At 62.2% G+C, this 18,704-nt stretch carries 19 protein-coding genes; 5 read left to right on the top strand and 14 right to left on the bottom strand.

Annotation, left to right across the window (positions count from 1 at the left end; genetic code table 11):
* Window positions 1–227: 227 nt before the first annotated feature.
* On the bottom strand, window positions 228–1,574 hold the full coding sequence (locus ISS99_RS23660) for an ATP-binding protein (protein WP_204631230.1): 1,347 nt from the start codon (window positions 1,572–1,574) through the stop codon (window positions 228–230).
* The gene (locus ISS99_RS08755) at window positions 1,571–2,272 is read right to left on the bottom strand and encodes a response regulator (RefSeq protein ID WP_284343770.1); all 702 of its coding nucleotides are present in this window, start codon (window positions 2,270–2,272) and stop codon (window positions 1,571–1,573) included. Before ISS99_RS08755 ends, ISS99_RS23660 begins: the two co-directional genes overlap by 4 nt.
* 68 nt (window positions 2,273–2,340) lie before the next feature.
* On the opposite strand from ISS99_RS08755, the gene ISS99_RS08760 reads away from it, so the two are divergent.
* Window positions 2,341–3,714, top strand: coding sequence for a hypothetical protein (locus tag ISS99_RS08760; RefSeq protein ID WP_204631231.1), 1,374 nt, complete (start codon window positions 2,341–2,343; stop codon window positions 3,712–3,714).
* A gap of 22 nt (window positions 3,715–3,736) precedes the next feature.
* Here ISS99_RS08760 and ISS99_RS08765 read toward each other — a convergent pair whose 3' ends face one another.
* The gene (locus ISS99_RS08765) at window positions 3,737–4,357 is read right to left on the bottom strand and encodes a hypothetical protein (protein ID WP_204631232.1); all 621 of its coding nucleotides are present in this window, start codon (window positions 4,355–4,357) and stop codon (window positions 3,737–3,739) included.
* A gap of 197 nt (window positions 4,358–4,554) precedes the next feature.
* Here ISS99_RS08765 and ISS99_RS08770 point away from each other — a divergent pair, with 197 nt between their 5' ends.
* Both ISS99_RS08770 and ISS99_RS08775 read left to right on the top strand, forming a co-directional pair.
* On the top strand, window positions 4,555–5,079 hold the full coding sequence (locus ISS99_RS08770) for an RNA polymerase sigma factor (RefSeq protein ID WP_204631233.1): 525 nt from the start codon (window positions 4,555–4,557) through the stop codon (window positions 5,077–5,079).
* Complete coding sequence (locus ISS99_RS08775) at window positions 5,076–5,744, top strand: hypothetical protein (protein ID WP_204631234.1); 669 nt, start codon at window positions 5,076–5,078, stop codon at window positions 5,742–5,744. The genes ISS99_RS08770 and ISS99_RS08775 overlap by 4 nt, the downstream gene beginning before the upstream one ends.
* A gap of 13 nt (window positions 5,745–5,757) precedes the next feature.
* Here the strand turns inward: ISS99_RS08775 and ISS99_RS08780 are convergent, their stop codons facing one another.
* The 7 genes from ISS99_RS08780 to ISS99_RS08810 form a co-directional block, all read right to left on the bottom strand.
* The gene (locus tag ISS99_RS08780; protein ID WP_204631235.1) at window positions 5,758–6,195 is read right to left on the bottom strand and encodes a DUF6326 family protein; all 438 of its coding nucleotides are present in this window, start codon (window positions 6,193–6,195) and stop codon (window positions 5,758–5,760) included.
* Window positions 6,196–6,356: 161 nt separating this feature from the next.
* Window positions 6,357–6,575, bottom strand: coding sequence for a Tsi2 family anti-toxin (locus tag ISS99_RS08785; protein WP_204631236.1), 219 nt, complete (start codon window positions 6,573–6,575; stop codon window positions 6,357–6,359).
* A 159-nt stretch (window positions 6,576–6,734) separates the two neighbouring features.
* Complete coding sequence (locus ISS99_RS08790; RefSeq protein ID WP_204631237.1) at window positions 6,735–7,610, bottom strand: alpha/beta hydrolase; 876 nt, start codon at window positions 7,608–7,610, stop codon at window positions 6,735–6,737.
* Window positions 7,610–7,858 (bottom strand): hypothetical protein, encoded by a 249-nt coding sequence (locus tag ISS99_RS08795; protein ID WP_204631238.1) that lies wholly within the window; start codon window positions 7,856–7,858, stop codon window positions 7,610–7,612. The genes ISS99_RS08790 and ISS99_RS08795 overlap by 1 nt, the downstream gene beginning before the upstream one ends.
* Before the next feature lie 65 nt (window positions 7,859–7,923).
* On the bottom strand, window positions 7,924–9,684 hold the full coding sequence (locus ISS99_RS08800; protein ID WP_204631239.1) for an aspartyl protease family protein: 1,761 nt from the start codon (window positions 9,682–9,684) through the stop codon (window positions 7,924–7,926).
* A gap of 424 nt (window positions 9,685–10,108) precedes the next feature.
* Entirely contained in the window at window positions 10,109–11,269 is a 1,161-nt protein-coding gene (locus ISS99_RS08805; RefSeq protein WP_204631240.1) for a Vgb family protein, read from the bottom strand.
* Between the two features lie 212 nt (window positions 11,270–11,481).
* Entirely contained in the window at window positions 11,482–11,814 is a 333-nt protein-coding gene (locus tag ISS99_RS08810; RefSeq protein ID WP_204631241.1) for a hypothetical protein, read from the bottom strand.
* A 323-nt stretch (window positions 11,815–12,137) separates the two neighbouring features.
* On the opposite strand from ISS99_RS08810, the gene ISS99_RS08815 reads away from it, so the two are divergent.
* Window positions 12,138–13,088, top strand: coding sequence for a CPBP family intramembrane glutamic endopeptidase (locus ISS99_RS08815; protein ID WP_204631242.1), 951 nt, complete (start codon window positions 12,138–12,140; stop codon window positions 13,086–13,088).
* Window positions 13,089–13,341: 253 nt separating this feature from the next.
* On the opposite strand, the gene ISS99_RS08820 is transcribed toward ISS99_RS08815, so the two are convergent.
* Entirely contained in the window at window positions 13,342–13,677 is a 336-nt protein-coding gene (locus tag ISS99_RS08820; RefSeq protein WP_204631243.1) for a carboxymuconolactone decarboxylase family protein, read from the bottom strand.
* Window positions 13,677–14,087: a (R)-mandelonitrile lyase gene (locus ISS99_RS08825; protein ID WP_204631244.1), complete on the bottom strand. Its 411-nt coding sequence runs from the start codon at window positions 14,085–14,087 to the stop codon at window positions 13,677–13,679. Before ISS99_RS08825 ends, ISS99_RS08820 begins: the two co-directional genes overlap by 1 nt.
* 114 nt (window positions 14,088–14,201) lie before the next feature.
* On the opposite strand from ISS99_RS08825, the gene ISS99_RS08830 reads away from it, so the two are divergent.
* Window positions 14,202–15,095 (top strand): LysR family transcriptional regulator, encoded by an 894-nt coding sequence (locus ISS99_RS08830; RefSeq protein WP_204631245.1) that lies wholly within the window; start codon window positions 14,202–14,204, stop codon window positions 15,093–15,095.
* A gap of 73 nt (window positions 15,096–15,168) precedes the next feature.
* Here ISS99_RS08830 and ISS99_RS08835 read toward each other — a convergent pair whose 3' ends face one another.
* Together ISS99_RS08835 and ISS99_RS08840 are read right to left on the bottom strand one after the other, a co-directional pair.
* On the bottom strand, window positions 15,169–16,734 hold the full coding sequence (locus ISS99_RS08835; RefSeq protein ID WP_204631246.1) for a carbohydrate-binding protein: 1,566 nt from the start codon (window positions 16,732–16,734) through the stop codon (window positions 15,169–15,171).
* 396 nt (window positions 16,735–17,130) lie between these two features.
* Window positions 17,131–18,576, bottom strand: a complete 1,446-nt coding sequence (locus ISS99_RS08840; RefSeq protein WP_204631247.1) for a hypothetical protein — start codon at window positions 18,574–18,576, stop codon at window positions 17,131–17,133.
* Window positions 18,577–18,704 lie beyond the last annotated feature (128 nt).

Here is an 18,704-nt window from a genome sequence, read left to right on the forward strand (position 1 = left end):
AGCTACCGCAGCGGACACTCTCCAGTGCTGGGCGATCGAAGCAAGCCACGTGCCACGCTGAGCCGATGAAAAACGGCGCGGCAATTCAGTGGCTTAGCTTGGCGCTATCGCAGCGATGAGTGTCCGCGGACACTTTGCTCGGACACGCGCGCGGACGACGGCGCCTGGAGTGCGGCGGCGATCCTATCGAACGCAGGCAATTGCTTCACGTGCCCCTTAAGCAGCAATCACTCCATCACCAGGCTCAGCGTCGCCCGCAAACCACCTTGCGCCCGATGGGAAAGCGCAAATGCCCCGCCGTGTGAGGCGGCAATGCGCGTCACGATGGCCAGGCCCAGTCCGGCGCCGCCGGTTTCGCGGCTGCGCGATCCTTCCAGGCGGGAAAACGGCTTGAGCACTTCCTGCAGTAACGCCTCGGGTATGCCTGGACCGTTGTCATCCACGTGGATATCGACGTAGCCGGGTCGATGCTCGATGGACAGCTTGGCATCGCCGGCGAAACGCAGCGCATTGTCGATCAGGTTGTCGATGGCTCGGCGCAACGCGGCGCTTTCGGCCAGCACGAGAGTCTCGTCGCTGCCGGCATGGAACTCAACGTTTTGCGCGACCGAACGGCGGCCTTCCGCCACATCGGCCAGGAACGCCGTCAGGTCAATGCATTCGCGATGCAGAGGGCGATGATTGAAGCGGGCGTAATCGAGCAACTCGGCGGTCATGTCCGCCATGCGGTCGATGTCTTCGATCACGCGCTGGCGTTCCGTGGGAGGCATGAATTCGGCGCGGATGCGCAGACCCGTCAACGGCGTGCGCAAATCGTGCGCAATGGCCGCGAAGATCTTCAAGCGTTCGTCGGCCTCGTCAGCGAGGCGCGTGTGCATGGCATTTATGGCCGCGCCGACTTCTCTCACTTCCCTTGGGCCTTCCACCGGAAAGGGATGCGAGGTGTGCAGCGCGCTGCCTGCCGCGGCTGTCGCAAGTCGTTGAATGGGTCGGGTCAGGCGCCGGGCTGCATACCAGGTAGGGAAAGCGAGCAGCACGAGCGCCAGCCCCAGGGCGATCAGCATCCTCAGTCGCCACGCGGCAAGCCGCAGGTCGACCGGCGACACCGATTGCCAGGCACCGTTGGCGCCTTGGTACCAGGCCATGAACGGCGGCATCTCGGTATCGGCGGCGAAGGTTTCGTTGCCGCTCCAGCGCATGCGCAGTCCTTCATCGTCGCTGTCCACCAGCAACGCGCGGTTGCCCACCAGCACGACACTCTGGCCGACTTGCCTGGCCATGCTTGCAACGCCCAGCCAACGTGCATGCACACGGCTGGGATTAACGCCAAGGGCTTCTGCGATAGCCGTTTCGACCTGCGGAATGCCAGGGCCCGACGGCGGCGCCACGCCACTGTCCAGCGTGAAATTGCGGCCAGGCTTTCCCTGCAACGCGGCAACGGCATCCCCGATGGTCATGCGCAGCGGTTTCGGTGCAGGCGTGGCGATGACCACGGCAAAACACAATGCAAAGGCGAGCAGCAACGTGGCCAGCGCCAGCGCCGTCACTTGCGCCAGGATCGATAGCGGCTTCACCGGCGAACCACCGCAGCACGCCACCGGTAACCGAAGCCGCGCACGGTTTCGATCAGGGATTCGCCGCCGTGGCTGGCCAGCCTGCGGCGCAAGCGGCTCACGGCAAGATCGACGGCGCGGTCGAACGGCCCATCGATGATTTCATGGGTGAGATCGACCAACGCATCCCTGGAAAGCACGCGCATCGGGTGAGTGACGAAGGCCAGCAGCATTTTCAATTCACCCGCGGTGAGGCGCACGACGTGACCGTTGGGTGCGGTGAGCTGCAACAGCTCTTCTTCGAGCAGCCAGCCGTCGAAGCGATAGCAGGCGCGGCTTGTTTCCGGGCGCGCATCCCGGCGCAGCACCGAGCGGATCCGCGCGAGCAGCTCGCGCGGATCGAACGGTTTGCTCAGGTAATCGGCCGCACCGATTTCCAATCCGACGATGCGATCAGCCGTATCGCCCAGCGCGCTCAGCATCAGCACGGGCGGCCCGCTCGCCAACAGCCGCTGGCAGATGGACAGGCCGTTTTCACCGGGAAGCATGATGTCCAGCACCACCAGGTCGGGCATTTCGTTGGCGAGCAGGCTGTCGAGCTCGCGACCGTCTTTGGCGGGCACGGCGTGATAACCGTGCATCGCCAGGTAGCCGACGATGGCGTCACGCACGCTGCCGTCGTCTTCCACGACGATGATTTTTTTCGCTTGGCTGCTCACCTGGGCGGTATATATCAGAAATGTATCGCCATCGTGTCCGTGCAGCCGTCGGCCGATACAGAGCAGGCATGAAGCAGGTACCGGGGCCGCCTACAACGGACGTACCGCACTGCCTGGAAGATCCCATGTTCGTCACCACTCGATTGGCTCGCAAGCTCGTCACGGGAGCCTCGCTCGCCGTCATCCCGTTCTGGCTGCTGGCTCCCAGCCTGGCTCGCGCAGCGGCCGTCTCGCCTGCAACGGCGATCGCCGAATTCAATACGCTCTGCGCGCGAGACCAAGGCCATCTTTGGGGGCAAAACCTTTGCGGGCCGCTGCTGCTGGTCGACGCTGCAAGCCGGCGGATCGTCGCCAATCAGAACACACGCGACGGCAGCCTGAAGCGCGACGCAGACATCTACACCGGCGTCTTGCCGCCGGACGTGGGTATCGCCAATACCTCGACCGAGTGGCAAGGAACGCGCTGGATCATGGTGATGCTGCCGCTGCCGACAGATCAGACCCGGCGCGACGAACTGCTCATGCACGAGTCGTTTCATCGCATCCAGCCCAGCCGGCTGCCGCCTCCCCCCGCACCGCTGCCGGAGCATCTGGCGACGCTGGAAGGGCGGGTATCCATGCGACTGGAATGGCGCGCGCTGGCCAAGGCGCTGAGCGAACACGGCCAGGCGCGCAAAACGGCGGTGCGCGATGCGCTGGCTTTTCGCCAATGGCGCAGATCGCGCTTTCCCGACGCGGCGGCAAGCGAGAATGCGCTGGAAATCAACGAGGGGCTGGCCGAATACACCGGCAAGCGCCTGGGCAATCCCGCCGATTCGATCGCTTCCGCGTTGAAGGCGCTGGCCGACTACGATCACCGCGATGCGTACGTGCGCAGTTTCGCTTATGCATCGGGCCCCGCATACGGCTTGTTGCTGGATATCTATTCGCCGGGATGGCGCACGCGCTTGCGCCCCGACAGCGACCTGGGAGCGATGCTGCACGAAGCGATCGGCAATGCGCCGCTGCCTTCGGCGAGTTCCGTGCGCGGCCCATACGGCTACGCCGGTATCGCAGAGGAAGAAACGCAGGCCAAGCACGTACGCGATCAGGCGGCCGCCAAATGGAAGTCCAAACTGGTGGACGGCGATACGTTGAAACTGCCGTTGCTGCACGTGCAGATGGAATTCAATCCGCAGAATCTTTTTCCGCTGCCACCGTTCGGCATCGTCTATCCCACCGCGGTGCTGCACGACGATTGGGGAACACTCACGGTCGATGGCGGCCTGCTCGTGTCGACCGATGGAAAGACCGCCACGGTCGACGGCGCCTTCCGCGTGAACGATGGCACGTACACGGGGCCGGGATGGACGTTGAGGATCGCTCCAGGCTGGGCGATCTCGGCAGGATCGCTCAGGCACGCCGCGCCCGGATCGGCGGCATCGGCGCAAAAATCCCGCTGATCCACAACGCCATGGACGGCCGTCAGCGCAGCTCTTGCGCGACCGGGTCCGGCCCGAGATTGAGCGATCCGGCCATCTGCTTGATCACCGGCGCCCAGGTCGCCTGCTCGCTCGTGTCGTATTCGAAGCGCACGCTGGCGAGGGTATCGTCGCGAATGATCACCTTCTGGTAGACGACGCGGCCTTGCGGGTTGAGGCAGGAATACGCGACCAGGTCCGGCTTGCTGACCCGATAGGACACCTTGTCCTTGGCACAGTCGTGGTCGAGATCGAATTTCAGCAGCGCTGCGGGGGAATCTTCGTTGGCGTTGTATTCGCCCCAGGCGCGAATATCGGCATCGCCCGACTTCGGCGCAAAGCGCAAGCCATCGTCGTTATCCGCCGGCTTGCCCGGCACCAGCAGTTGCGTCGGGTAGTTGACGGTGAAATTGAAGCGGTCATTGGCATAGGTATCTGTCGTGCTGCCGGACGTTGCCGCCGGGGCTTTCACGACAGGCTTGGCCGCTTGCTGCGGCGGGTTCGCGGTGGCGATGGTCGCTGCCGGGCGGTTCGCGCCGGATTGGCTTTTCCAGGCATAGATGCCTGCACCCAGTACCGCCACCAGCAACAACAGGCCGATGGCCCACGTTTTCTTCCCCGACATGCGCTTGCTCCATTCACGGGTGGCCATCAAACCGGCAGCGCGCTCATTCTCTCGCTCATTCGCAAGCTAAAAAAGGGGCGTGCGATGTAAAGCATGCTTGACACCGCTCCCGCCCCATCCTCCAATCTTCCGCCGTACTGTGATTTTTTCTTCCGCCACGCGAATCATGGGATGAACCGGAAAGCAAACGAGCGAGCATGAGTCCGCGAACCGATCCACGACAGTTCCAAACCCTGCTCCGCGAGCACGAGGGCATCGTGTTCAAGGTGGCCGGCCTCTACGCCCATCACAACGAAGACCGGCAGGATCTGGCGCAGGAAATCGGGCTGCAGGCCTGGCGCTCGTTCGCGCGCTTTGATCCGTCCAAGGCGAAGTTCTCCACCTGGCTGTACCGGGTGGCGCTGAACGTGGCGATCTCGCAATTGCGCAAAACCAGCGGCAGCTGGAACGGAAAGTTGGAACCGCTCGACCAGCAGCACCGGGACAGCATCGGCGCCGAACCGATGCCCGAGCCGGACGAGCGGCTGACCGCGCTGTACGCCTTTATCGGTCAGTTCGATCCGCTCAACCGCGCACTGATTCTGCTGTACCTGGAAGACAAGTCGTATGCCGAGATCGCACAGATCCTCGGCATCACCGAAACCAACGTGGCCACCAAGATCGGCCGCATCAAGCAAACGCTGCGCGGACAAATGACCGGCGCGGCCTCGACGGGAGCATGACCGTGGAACTCGACGAAATGAAGCAAGCCTGGCAAGCGCTCAACCATCGCCTGGACCGCCAGCACGTGCTCGACCGGCAGCTATTTCGCAACAGCCTGGCCGATCGCCTGCGTCGCGGGCTGCGAACGCTGGTGTGGGGTCAGTTGGCGCTGATGGCGCTGGGTGTGGTCATTGCCCTGTGGGGCATCGGCTTCTGGTCCTCCCACATCGGCATCTGGCAGGCGATGGCTTGCGGGATCGCCATGCAGGCATTCGGCACCTTGTCGATCATTTTCCCGGCGCGCGTATTGGCGCTGGTGCACACCGTCGATTACGCCGCCCCGGTGCTGGAGATACAACGGCGCCTGGCCCAGCTTCGCGCGTGGCGGGTAAACGTGGAGGCACGCGTATTTGGCGTATTGGGCAGCATCATCTGGATTCCAGTCATGCTCATGCTGGCGCAGTACGCCATGGATCGCGCCGGCGTCAACGCGTGGGACCAGGCCTCCGGTTCGCTGCCGTGGCTCGTGTTGCTGGGTGCGGGCTCACTGCTCGTGGTCGGCCTGGCGTATGCATTGATCTGCAAGCTCGGCCAGCGTCAACGCCTGGAAGACAGCTTTGCCGGAAGCTCGATCAAACACGCCGAGGCAATGCTGCAAGACATCGCGCAATTCGAGCGGGAATGAAGGGAAAAGGAACCTAGCCCGATGCCTGCTCTCTCGGCCATCGCCACGCATACCCGACGATCGCCAGCGACAACGCCATCTCGATGACGCCGAACATCACGTAGAACCACCACGCGCCCGGCATGGAAACCAGCATGATCACGGTATAGATCAAGCCGAAGACGATGTTCGCCACGCGGTTGATCGACGGCTTCATCACCAGCGACAGAAAAATCATCAGGCTGGGAATGGCCATCATCACCGACAAGCCCAGCAGCACGGGCTGCGTCGTGGCACCAAGCGGACCCATTTGGCCCTTGAGCATGCCTTCGAGATTGCCGGGCTGCCAAAGCCCGAAGTAGTCGCCGTAGATGTAGCAGAACATCAGGCTGGTCCACAGCGCGGCGAGCTTCAGCTTGATGGGTACCTGGATATCTTGCAGCGCAGTCGGTTGTGTCGGGCTTGGTCTCACGTGGCGACTCCGGAAAAGATTAGCGATAGCGAAAAGGGGCTTCCCTAAGCGCCTCATTGGCCAGGGGTGCCATTCCATTTGCCGCATGGTTGTTACGCAAAGTCATCAGGGCAGGCAGCCTTCCTTACCACTGATCAAGAAAACGCGACCCAACAACAACCTTACTGACCAACTAGCTCGTTATACGCCGGGAGGTTAATGACCGTCGAAGCCAACTCGCCGTAGGCCCGCTCAAGATCATCCGCGGCTTGTTGCCAGTCATCCAGGATTTGAAAGGCCATGGGGTCGGACTCGTCAGCAAAATCGATGTGCATAGCGCGAATTTGCGCATCAACGGCCTGGATGGCGACTATTAGCGTTTGATGCTTGATTTGAACCATTACGTCCACCTGAGATGCCGGTTATTAACCCATCGGACTTTTTCTTTAGCCTGATGGCATTACAACTCAACTGCTGCTCTCGCCACATTGTCGTGCGCTCCATTGAAGGTTTCCAAAGCAAGGCTGGGTTGAGCTACGCCCCGTTTTGCCATCTTCAGTTCATGGGTTACGCAACCAAGCTCCAAAAAACCCGAGCACCCTCGCCCGATAATCGGCTCCGACATACCGGTACAAATCAACGTGCCTGGCACCGTGCACCACCCATAGCTGCTTGGGCTCCGCCGCCGCGCTGAACATGGCGCGCGATTCGGCGATGGTCGTGTCTCGATCGCGGTCGCCCACGATCAGCAGCTTGGGCATGGATAGACGGCCGATGTGGTCGATGGGGCGCAGCTGTTGCGCATCGATGCCCAGATGAGCATGCAAGGTCGCCAGCAGGAGCGGAGCGAACCACGGTCCGATGGGCCCCAGGTGGATGGCCAGCCTGTCTTCGGTTGCCTGTCGGATGGTGGGATAGACCTGTTCCAGTATCACCGCGTTTGCATCGACGTCGGGTTCGGCCAGTATCGTGGCGGCGCCGCCCATCGATGTGCCGATGATGCCCACGCGCTCGCCGGGAAGCCGTTGATGGAGATAGCGCAGCGATGCCTTGACGTCTGCCGCTTCGCGATAGCCGAAGGTGATCGCCGTTCCGGGGCTTTCCCCCGCTGCCTGAAAGTCGATCAGCAGTACCGCATAACCCGCTTCGTGCAGGAATCTGGCACGGTCGATCATGGCGCGCCGATCTGCACGCACGCCGTGGAGCAGCAGCGCCGCACCTTGGCCTTTTTCGCCCGCGACAAACCAGCCGTGGATGGGCTGGCCTGCGGCATCCGGAAAAACGATGGTCTCGACGGGAAGGTCCGCTGGTGGTGCACCGACGGCATTTTGTGCTGGACGGATGAGCGACGAGCCGGCCAGCCACACGCCGACACAACCTAGTAGCGCAGCCAACGGAAAGAACAGCAACCACGATGCTGTCTTGGCGCGAATCATCAGTGCGTCAACCAGGTACCCAACACGTAACCAAGACCCACCAGCACACCACTCAAAATCGCCGCGCGTTCCGTGGACAACTTCTTCTCTTCGCGAATGACCTGCGCCAGCGCGAGGCCGGCGGCGATACCCGCGGCCACGAACGGTCTGAACGCACGTTCGTGAAAGAAAGACTCCACCAGCGTCAGCAGCCAAATCACCGCAAAACCTATGGCGAACGACACCAGGAACGATTTCAACATTTTCATCAGCAGATCCTTGCAAAGGGTTACTCCGGTGAATCCAGCCTGGATTCACCGGTACTCGAACACGCTCAATGTCCGCTTTCGGTCAAACCGAATTTGGCAGCCATGATCTGGATTCGCGGATTGATCGCGCGAGCGGCAGCCATGTCGGCATGGCCTGCGTCCGCCTGGCCATTGCGCACTTCGGCCAGGCCAAGGCCGTAGCGCGACCAGGCCAAATGCGGATTCACTGCCAACCCCTGCTGGTAGGCCTTGATCGCATCGTCGTAGTGCCCCAGACGCAATTGCACCAAGCCGAGGCTGTCGAGATAGGCCGGCTTTTCGCCATCGCGCTTGATCGCCTTGCGGCAGTCGCTGAGCGCATCGTCGAGCTGCTGGTTGAGCTGGCCGCGCGCCCAGCAGCGCGCATTGAGCGCGATGCCCAGCATGGCGTCGTTGCCGTGCGTGTGAATCCAGGCATCGAGCAAGGGGATCGCCGCATCGGGCTGGCCCAGTTCGATGTACACGTCGGCAATGATCAGCGACTGCCTCGAGTCGGGCGGCACCAAGCTGCTGGCGGTGGTCAGATCGATGGCCGCGCCGGCCGGATCCTTGTGCCGGACTCGCCATTGCGCACGCGCCAGCAACGCATCGACGTTCTTCGGGTCCAGGCTCAACGCCTTGTTCAGATCGGCAAGTGCCGCATCGAACTGCCTGTCGGCACCAAGCGCCCTTGAGCGGGCAACGTAGTAGGCAGGCTGATCGGGCGCCATGCGAATCGCTTCGTTTAGATCGGCAATGGCTTCCTTCGGCTCCCCGCGAGACAGGTGCGCTTCGCCAGCCAGGTCGTAATCGCTCGCGGTCCTGGGCTTGGTATCATCACCGTCTGCGCCCGTTGCCGCATCGGCTTTGCCGGTGTCGCTCGGCGCCTGGGCACCAGCGAATACGCGTCCGCCGTTGTAGGTGAAATACATTTTGTGCTGGCTGTTGGCGATGAATACGCGATGGGCGAGCAGAAAATCCGCGCCGAGCAGCATGTCGGTGCCGATGTTGGTGAAGCTCCCATCCAACACCTCCATCTCGCTGTTGTGGATGGTTTCCGTGCCGACCGAAAACGCATCCACGTGCACGATCCACGTCTTGACCACTTTGGAGCCAATGCCGTAGGTGCCGCTCACCTTCACACCCGGTGCGTTGAGGTCGAGACCGGCGCGCTCGGCCGCGTCGCGGCTTAGCATCGTGGCGTGCGCTCCCGAATCGATCAGCGCTCGCACTTTCTTGCCGTTGACCATCACGTCGACGAAGGTGCGCCGGTCGTTTTGATTATAGGAGTCTTCGGTGTTGGCCACCTGGTAACCGGTTTTCGTCCAGTACGCCATGGCCCATTTATCGCAATGCTCCGGCTTGAACAAAGTGACTTTGCCGTCGGCAAGATCGAGTTCCAGGTCGGCGATATCGAGCAGGTTGGCGCCGAGCAAGCCATAGCCGATATCCGTGCCGCCGACGATAAACTCGATGTCCTTGAGTGTCGTATTGAGGATGGTGAATTGCTGCGCTATCCCGATCTGCGCACTCGTAGAACCGCCAATGCCGCCGATGCGAAAGCCGAAAGGCGCAGCCCGCAGCTTGAGCCCCAGCGATTGCGCGTTGGCTTTGGACATGCTGCTGAAGAATGCGCCGGTATCGACCAGGAGGCGCGCGTCCTGTCCGTTGATCTTCACCGCGGTGACGGCCTGGCCGCCAATCATTTCCACCGACAACGTACCGAAGTCTTTTACCTGGCAGGTACTACTCGCCCAAGCCTGGCCGGCAAGCAAGCAACCGACAACCACGCAACCAACGCGAACCATCCCCATTCCCCTAACTCCCTGTGTGCCATTGCGGCAGGACGCAAGCCTAGCAGGCGGTTGGCGGCTCGCCCAGCGCGGCAAGGCCGTGCGAATTTTCGATCGCCGTAAAGCGCCATCGCGATGACGAACGAGACGATGGGGCCGGATTCAAGCGCACGGATTCGGTCCTGCTCGGCGGCGAACCGGTCGGCGCGCGCCCGACATAGAAAGGCCCCCTTGCGGGGGCCACGAGCTTCACTTTGTTGGGGGCGTGAAGCTCAAAGGGGGTTACACCGGAAGCACAGAGGTTTGGCCCCCGGCTTGGCTAGATTGCGCCTGATGTCCACGTCGGGAAATCAGGGGCGACCCCGATGCTTTGTAGGGTTAGGACTACATACGGCATCCAAGCGAAAACCTGCCGCGACAGCGAGTCCGCGTTGCGTCATTAATGGCGGGCGTCCAGGTAACCGATCTTGGTGCTCACCGGCGCAAACACTCCGGCTTCGGTAAACCACAGCCGATCGGTTTTCCGGTCGAGCACGATGTTGTAGTAGCCGCTGTCGGGCGAGGGAATGGCGTATTCGGTGAAGCGCGCGGTCCAGGGGTCCAGGCGGCCGAGCAGCCCTTTGTCCTCCTCGAACCAGAGCTGCCCGCGGCGATCCACGCGCATGTCTTCGGCCTCGGCATCGGCGGTCGGGATGGGGTACTCGGTCCATCCCTGGCTGCGCGATGGCTGGGCAGTATTCGCGCTGGGGCTGACCGGTGTGTCGGTGCCTTGCGCGGGTCCGCTGACGGCGGGTGATATCGATGCCACCTGCGGGCTGGATGGCAGCCGGTTCGGCACGGCCACTGCATCGCTGTGTGCGGCCAGTGCGGGGATGAGCAAGGCGATGGCGTTGGCGTAATACTCCGACACCCACACGGTGCCATCGGCGTTCGCCAGCACGCCAGCGGGATTGCCGCCAAAGGTCGGCACCTGGTACGTGCTGATGACATTGGTGCGCGGATTGAGGCGGCGCACGTCGTTGGTACCCGCCGCGCCGCCGCCGTCGAAATTGCGCTCGGCGAACCAGACGTTGCCGAACGGATCCAGGCTCAGCTGCTCGATGTTGTCGTCGTCGTGCTCCAGCGTGACGGACCACTCGGTGATCGTGCCACCCGGCGAGAGACGCCCAACACCGGCGGTTTCGGAAAACCATTTGCTGCCGTCGGCTGCGATCTGGATAAAGAACGGCGATGCGCCGGAGGGAATGGCGTATTCCACCACCTTGCCGCTTTTCGGATCGAGATGGCCGATGGCCTTGGTGGCGCTGTCGGTAAACCAGATGCCGTCTGCACCCGCTTTGAGGATGAACGGCTGGCCGCCGTTGGGCAGCGGGAATTCCCTGGAGGTTTTATCCGGATGCAGCACGGCGATTTTCCCCGCTGCGGTTTCGGAGTACCACACGCTGCCGTCGCGGGCGATATCCACGCCCTGCGGAGAACTGGCCTGGGTGGGTGTCGCGTATTCGCTGATCACCGCTTGGTGCGCGGCGGACTGGGCCGGTGCGGCGCATGGCGCTGCGCTCGCCGCGATCGGTATGGCCAAATACAGAATGCGTTTCATCACAAACCTCCCTATGCATGATGGTGCGGATACTGCAACGGTGCGGGCGTGGCCCGGGATCGCGCGGAACGCTACACGCGGCAGGGTCAGGGAGGAGTGAAGGTGAGGGCGAAAAAAAACGGCACGCTGTTCCTGCTCAGCGTGCCGAAAACGACGCACTGCTCTCACTCAATGCGCCAAATGGCTGCATCACACGGACACGGGTGGTTTATCTATCCACCCTGCTCCGGTGCGAGCGCATTGACGTAGTGATGCAGGAAGTTCAAGGCGGTCGTCAGGCCGGCGAGCTGCACGGGATTCAATGGCAGCAGTCCGCTTTTCGCGCCACATGCGCCACGTTTCACGAAGGCACGATGCGAATCGCGCATGCCTTCGAGCACCGCGACGGCTACCGCGATGTCGGCGACTTGGGCAACCTGGGCTTGACGACTTTCCTCATCCGAACCCCGCGTGGGGGGCTTGCCGTCGTTCGATGAGGTGGATTTAGATTTTGGTTCGTTGCAAACCAAATGCGGCACGCGTGCCGTATGATCCTTAGAGGCCATGAGCAACAGTCCTACCTATGTTGTTGTTTGTGGTTTAGCGGGTCGTGGGAGTGTCCGCTCTCACGATCCGCGCTTTCCATACATCGCTGTATGGGTCATCGGCGGGCTGGTTAAGCGCAGCACGCCGATGACAAAGACACACTAATGAGTTGCATGGCGCATCCATGTAGGGTTTGGATGGCGTTTATCGTCAGCGATGCGCTTGCTTGCAGGCGATCGCGCAACCTCATCGCACAATGACTTCTGGCAGGGAATGACCTGCGCCACTGTATGATGCCGACCGGCAGCTACCAAACTGCCGTCACATCTACGGGGGATCATCGATGTTTGTTTCTGGCCAGAAGGTCGCTTTTTCCATTCCCGCCGGGGCGAAGCCTTGGCAGCGCTGGTTGTTGTATTCGTCGATAGCGCGCTTGCTGATATTTATTGCGCTGTTCATTCCCGGGGTCATCGCCATAACCCACGCCATGCATGCGTTGGGGTGGACACATACAGCCGGTCCCTTGCGCGCCGGGCTGGGGCAGCTGTTTGGACGTATCGTGCCGGCGCTGGTCGCGTATTTGCTGCTGACCTATTTCGTGGAACGACGCAGGCCTGCCGAACTGTTCTCGCGCAACGCGCCTTCCCGCGCCTTGACCGGACTGCTGGTGGGCACAGTGTTGTTCAGCGCCGTTGTCGGGGTGATGTGGCTGCTGGGCAGCTACCACGTAACCAGCTTCAATCCGGGCGCCAATTGGGTGACGGCGCTGCTGATGGTGGGCTTTGGCGCCGGTATCGGCGAAGAGATCATGTTCCGCGGTGCGCTGTTCCGCATCCTGGAAGAAGGCTTTGGCAGCTGGGCGGCGTTGTTCGTCTCGGCGCTGTTCTTTGGCTGGGCGCACATCAGCAATCCCGGCGCAACGGTGTGGAGTTCGCTCGCCATCACCATCGAAGCCGGCCTGCTGTTCGGCCTGCTTTATGTGGTGACCCGCTCGCTGCCGCTGTGCATGGGCGTGCATGCCGCGTGGAATTTCTGCCAGGGCACGGTGTACGGCATTCCGGTATCTGGCACGTCGGCTGACGGTTGGCTGGTGTCCACCCGTACGGGACCCGATTGGCTTACCGGCGGTGCGTTCGGTGCCGAGGCGTCGGTGATCGCGCTGTCGCTTTGCACGCTGGTTACGCTGGCGCTGCTCGCCGTTGCGTTCAAGCGCGGCTGCATCGTTTCGCCGGCTTGGGTGCGGCGTAGGCAGTCCGTGGCAGCGATGGGTGGCGTGAGTACGGCTGAGTTGTGACCCAGCACGTAGGCTGGGTTAGCGCAGCGTAACCCAGCGATACCGTGCGGCTGTGTTGGGTTATCCCCGGATCAAGTCCGGGGTAACTCAACCTACCTGGCGATTCTTCGAAGACTTTGCGCGCCACCTCAATCGCCGTGTTGGCGCAAGGCTAGCCCGCATAGAACGCTACGTGCGTGCGATTGAGTTACGACCCAGCACGTAGGCTGGGTTAGCGTAGCGTAACCCGGCGATGCCGTTGGGTTACGCTGCGCTAACCCAACCTACTTGGCGATTCTTCGAAGACTTTGCGCGCCGCCTCGATGGCGGTGTTGGCGCAAGGCCAACCCGCATAGAACGCAACGTGCGTGATCAGCTCGATCAGCTCTTCACGCGTCACGCCGTTCTGCTGCGCAAACTTCAAATGAAACGGCAGCTCGTTGTGGCGGTAGAGCGCGACAAGGGTGGCAACGGTGATCAGGCTGCGGTCGCGCTTGGGCAGTTCGCCGCGCTCCCACACCTGGCCGAACAGCACCTGGCGGGTGTAGTCGTTGAGTGCGGGGGCGATATCCGCATAGGGACCTGCATTGGCGGGCGTTTCGTTGCTCATCACGATGCTCCGTTTCCGGCCAGATATTGTTCGTCGGTGACGTGTTCCATCCATTCCACGGCCTTGCCGTCGAGGTATTCCTGCACGGCGATGTGGGTCATGGCGGTGGTGGCGGTGGCGCCATGCCAGTGGCGATGGCCGGGTGGGCACCAGATCACGTCGCCTGCGCGGATCACTTGCACCGGCTCGCCTTCGCATTGCGTCCAGCCGCAACCGGCGGTGACGATCAAAATCTGGCCGAGCGGATGGGTGTGCCAGGCAGAACGCGCGCCAGGCTCGAACGTGACGCTGGCGCACCCGACACGCGCCGGAGCCGGAGCGTTGAAGTAGGGATCGACTCGTACATCGCCGGTGAAAAAGTCGGCCGACCCTTTGGCCGATGCCTGCGTACCGCCGCGAATGAGGTGCATGAGCGCGCGCTCCAGAGGATGGGATGACGCTAGTCTGGACCCGCCGGCGTCTATTGATTAGACGGAAATATCGGATTAAACATATAACCTGTATTTATGAATAGGGTTGCGGCCATGGCCCGCCGGAATCTCAACGACCTGCTCGCTTTCACCGCCGTGGCGCGCTTGCGCAGCTTTACCCGCGCGGCGGCCGAGCTGGGCGTCAGCCAACCCGCCTTGAGCCAGACCGTCCGCAACCTGGAAGCGCGGCTGGGCGTGCGCCTGCTTACCCGCAGCACGCGCAGCGTGTCGCTTACCGACGCGGGCGAGCGCCTGCTTGACAGCATCGGCGGTCGCCTGGATGAGATCGAACGCGAACTCGATGCACTGAGCGCGCTGCGCGACAAACCCGCCGGTACCGTCCGCATCACCACCGGTGAGCACGCGCTGGCCACCATCCTGTGGCCGAAACTGCGACCACTGCTGCGCAAGTATCCGGACATCCAGGTGGAGTTCGACGTCAGCTATAGCCTGAAGGACATCGTTGCCGAACGCTTCGATGCCGGCGTGCGCATGGGCGAGCAGATCGAAAAGGACATGATCGCCGTGCCGATCGGGCCGCGCATGCGCATGGCGGCGGTGGCGGCACCCGCCTATTTCGCGCAGCGAAGCCGGCCGAAAAAGCCGCAGGAGCTGGCCGAGCACCGTTGCATCAATCTGCGCCTGCCTACCTACGGCGGATGGTATGCGTGGGAGTTCGCGCGGCACGGCCGCGACGTGCACGTCCGGGTGCACGGGCAACTGGCGTTCAGCACGGCGCCGCACGTGTTGAGTGCGGCGCTCGACGGTTTCGGCGTGGCCTATGTTCCGGAAGACATGGTGCTGGCTCACATCAAGGCCGGCCGGCTGGTGCGCGTACTGGAAGACTGGTGCCCGCCGTTTCCTGGCTATCACCTGTATTACCCGAGCCGGCGGCAGCATTCGCCGGCGTTTGCGTTGCTGGTGGATGCGTTGCGTTACGGGGCCTGATCAGTCGGCGCCAGATTATCCCTCCCTTGCTGTCGCAAGGGAGGGAGAGGTTGCTGCGGTTTGATGGTTCGCGTCAGAGTTGCGAGTTGGTCGTCGCGTCGAATTGCGTACCCAGGTTGGTTTCCAGATTGCCGATGGCATTTTCCAGCACGCTGAAGACTTTCGCGCGGTCGCCTGCGTTGCTCAGGTCCAGCGTATCGGTAGTGGCGACGTTCGCCTGCGTCAGCGCCGTGTTGAATGCCGTCTGCGCCTGTGCCGCGGAGATGTAGGCATAGCTGCCGGAGTTGTTTACGTAGGCCAACGTCTGGAACACGTTGGAGAAAACGTTTTCCAACGACGTGACAGGAAAGGCGACGTGATTGGCCGGCGTCACCACGGTGGTCAGGCTGGTGGTGGGAATCGGATTGTCGTAGAGCTGATCCAGGTAATAGTGCACCTGGTAGGGGTATTGCTGATAGGTGTTGTTGCTGCCCCAGATCGAGCTGTACGAATTCACCGATGCAACCGTGGATGCGTTCGCGGTGGCGCCAAGCGTGCTGTAGCTGCCGACCAGGCCGCCGTAGTAGCCCTGGTTGTAGGCCACGTTCAACAGCACGTCGAGGAAGTTGTTCGGCAAGCTCTTGAAGTTGGTCAACGCGTTGTCGTACGCCGGCTGCCACGGCGTGACCCAGCCATCGGGTCCGGTACCGGTGACGATCAACGACACGAAGTCGTTGTAGTGGAAGTAGGCCGTCAACATCGGCCCGTAATACTTGTTGTTGAACGAAGGCGGCGTCGGCTGGCTGTATTGCGTCGCCGCATTGGCCATGGTGTAGCCGATGTTCTTCTGCAACGCGACGTAGTTGATCAACGAATGGCCGGCTGGTGTGTACGAGCCGGACACCATGTCCACGGCGTAATTGTTGATCTGGTACGGGCCACCCTGCCCGGCACCCATCACTGCTTGCTGATCGGGCGAAGGATCAATCAGATCGCTGCTGTCGAGGTAATACTCGGTAGCAATGTTTTCCTGCAGCAGCTGGCCCATGATCGAGCCGTACAGGTAGTCCTTGTCGAACTGCATGCCCGGATAGTATTCCTGCACCAGATGGCCATACATCACGCCGGCGATCACGTTGGACATGATGAGGTCGGTGTAGTTGTCGCCCGCCAGCTGGATCTGATCCTGCGCCGAGCCTGCGCCTAGCAGCAGGTGGAAGTTGACTGTGCCGGTGGTGATGACGGGCGACGGCGTGGGCGTTGGTGTTGGGGTCGGCGCTGGAGTCGGGGTGGGAACCGGCGTTGGTGTGGGAGTGGGAGTCGGCGTGGGCGCAGGGGTCGGTGTCGGTGTTGGCGTCGGCGATGATCCGCACGCTCCCTGCGACGTCCACGGTTGACCGCTGCCGGCGCCACCGTTGCTGGTGGCCGGGTCGTTGCCCTGGGTCCACCAGTTCGCCTGGTAATTGATGCCACTTTCGCTGGCGACATCGCCCGCGGTGTAGATCGCGGTGGCGCTCCACGCCGCTGCGCACGAGGTCTCCGCATGCACGGCCTGCACCGGCACCGCCGTCAGCACGGCGGTGGAAAGCACGGCGCCTATCGCGCCGCTCAAGGAACTGAAGGTAAGCGCGGACCACTTCGTCAACTTCGATGTATGCATGGACTGTCTCCCTTGGACGAGTTCGCAACCTCTACGCCGCACCGGCGCGGCGCCGGTGCGTACTGGAATTCCGTGCGGGGACAGCCGCCATCGCGCATCCCTGCACGTGTCTGCGTGCAATGCGTTTTCGAGCGCTAAAGTGCGGCGAGTATCGACGCGAAATGACAACGTTGTCCAGTGCGTCTGGCCGCTATGGCCACGTCGCAACGTGATGGACTTCGCAAGAAGCGCGGATCGATGACGTGAAGAAAGAATTCACGCATATTGCGGCAAAAATTAATCGCTCGGCCGACGACTATCGACTAACTGCATGCATGCGCCGCCAAGACACGGCCAACCGGGTGGACGCGACTCGATCATCTCGCGATGACAACGATTTCCTTCGTCGTACCTGCCTCAGTAGCTCAGTTCTTTTTCCTGGTTCGATGGCGTGCTTACGACATAGTGATGTGTCTGCAGCGTGCACATCTGTTTGGCATCCGTCCTGGTGAGCTTCCACACGCTTTCGACCGGCGCGTCGGCCACATTCTTTGCGTCGGTCAGATCCAGATTGACGACTTCGACGTAAGTGGCGCCCTGGAACTCGATGAGGCGTATCGATCGGGTCCTGGAGCCCCACTGGATATCGCCGGGCTCGCCAAGCAGGGACTTATAGTCGGCCTGGAATGTCTTGCCAGAAGGATCGGCACGGCCCGCTTGATCGAGCAGCACCGGCAATTGGAGCGTCGCGTCCGAACCGCAGCCGCCGCCGAAATCCCACTGATGAGTAACGATCCCGACGGGACGCTTCGTGCCGCTATTGTCCAGATCGGCCATGCCTGTCTGCGAAAGGGTGAAATGGCCGGGGACGTCTTTGATCTGATCGGTGCGCAGCAGAGCTTTGCCGTTCGCTGGCGTAACGGCTTGCATGGCAATCGGCTTCAGCGAGTGCGCCGCCACCGCATCGCAAAGCGCCGTATCGCTTCCGCTGATCACCGTCTGCTTGCGCAATGCAACGTCACGTCCGTGACAGACCAGCTGCATGTCGCCGGTTTCGTCGATGGCGGACAATTCGAAGTCTCCGCCGGTGCCGCTGGATAGCATCATCGGCCGGCCCTTGATGCTGACGATATGCTCGCCCAGGTCCATGGCCCAATCCTCACCACCGTAATGAAGCCGCACCGGATCACGGCTGACGACATCTGCAGGCGAAAGGCGCCGCTTCAGATCGCCCGACCAGATATAGATGCTTTCGGAGGGACACGTACCGCCATCCGAATAGTCGATGGCGGCCACGTGCCGGTTACCGATATCGAACGGGGTGAAGCTGGGGACGGTTCCGTTGCCCTGACTCAACTCGGGATCCGCATCGACATTGAATCCGCCTTCCGGGATTTGACTGGAGGGCAGCACATCAAGATTGGTCCAGCCCGCGGCATGCTTGGCATTGACCGCGTCTTGAACGCCGGCACACAGCGCTTCGGCGCCTTCCGGCAGCGGCACGTAGGGCGTGCCCAGCAAGGTCACCCGATTCCTCGACACCCATCCGGTGGTGGTGCGCGTCTTTCCGTGAAAGCGCACATAGGCGTAGTCGCCGCAGTCGTACACGTGATCGACGGCATCGCCGCCCAGCACGTAGCCCGATGTCGTGTTATCGGCGCCCGCCGCGGGCACCTGTCCGTAGAGCGAGACCCGCTCGGTCGCTGCGCCCGCGATCTTTGCCTTGGTGATGTGCAAGGTGCCGGGTGGAGCGAATTGCGACTGAGAAGCGCAGTCGTTGCTGTCAGCTGCCAGCACCACGCGAGGCAACGCGCCGCTCACGATCAACAGCAACACCACCGCCAAACGGACCATCCATGCCATGGCTCACCCCTGTATGCGTTATCCAGCTGCATGCGGAAGCGTAATACCAAACTGTGGATTTTCCAGGACCGCAGCCGGGCACCGGACGGATTCGCCGATCGATACGACCAAGCTCCGCCCCGCGTTTG

The sequence above is a fragment of the Dyella mobilis genome (assembly GCF_016904945.1).
Taxonomy (GTDB): Bacteria; Pseudomonadota; Gammaproteobacteria; order Xanthomonadales; family Rhodanobacteraceae; genus Dyella_B; species Dyella_B mobilis.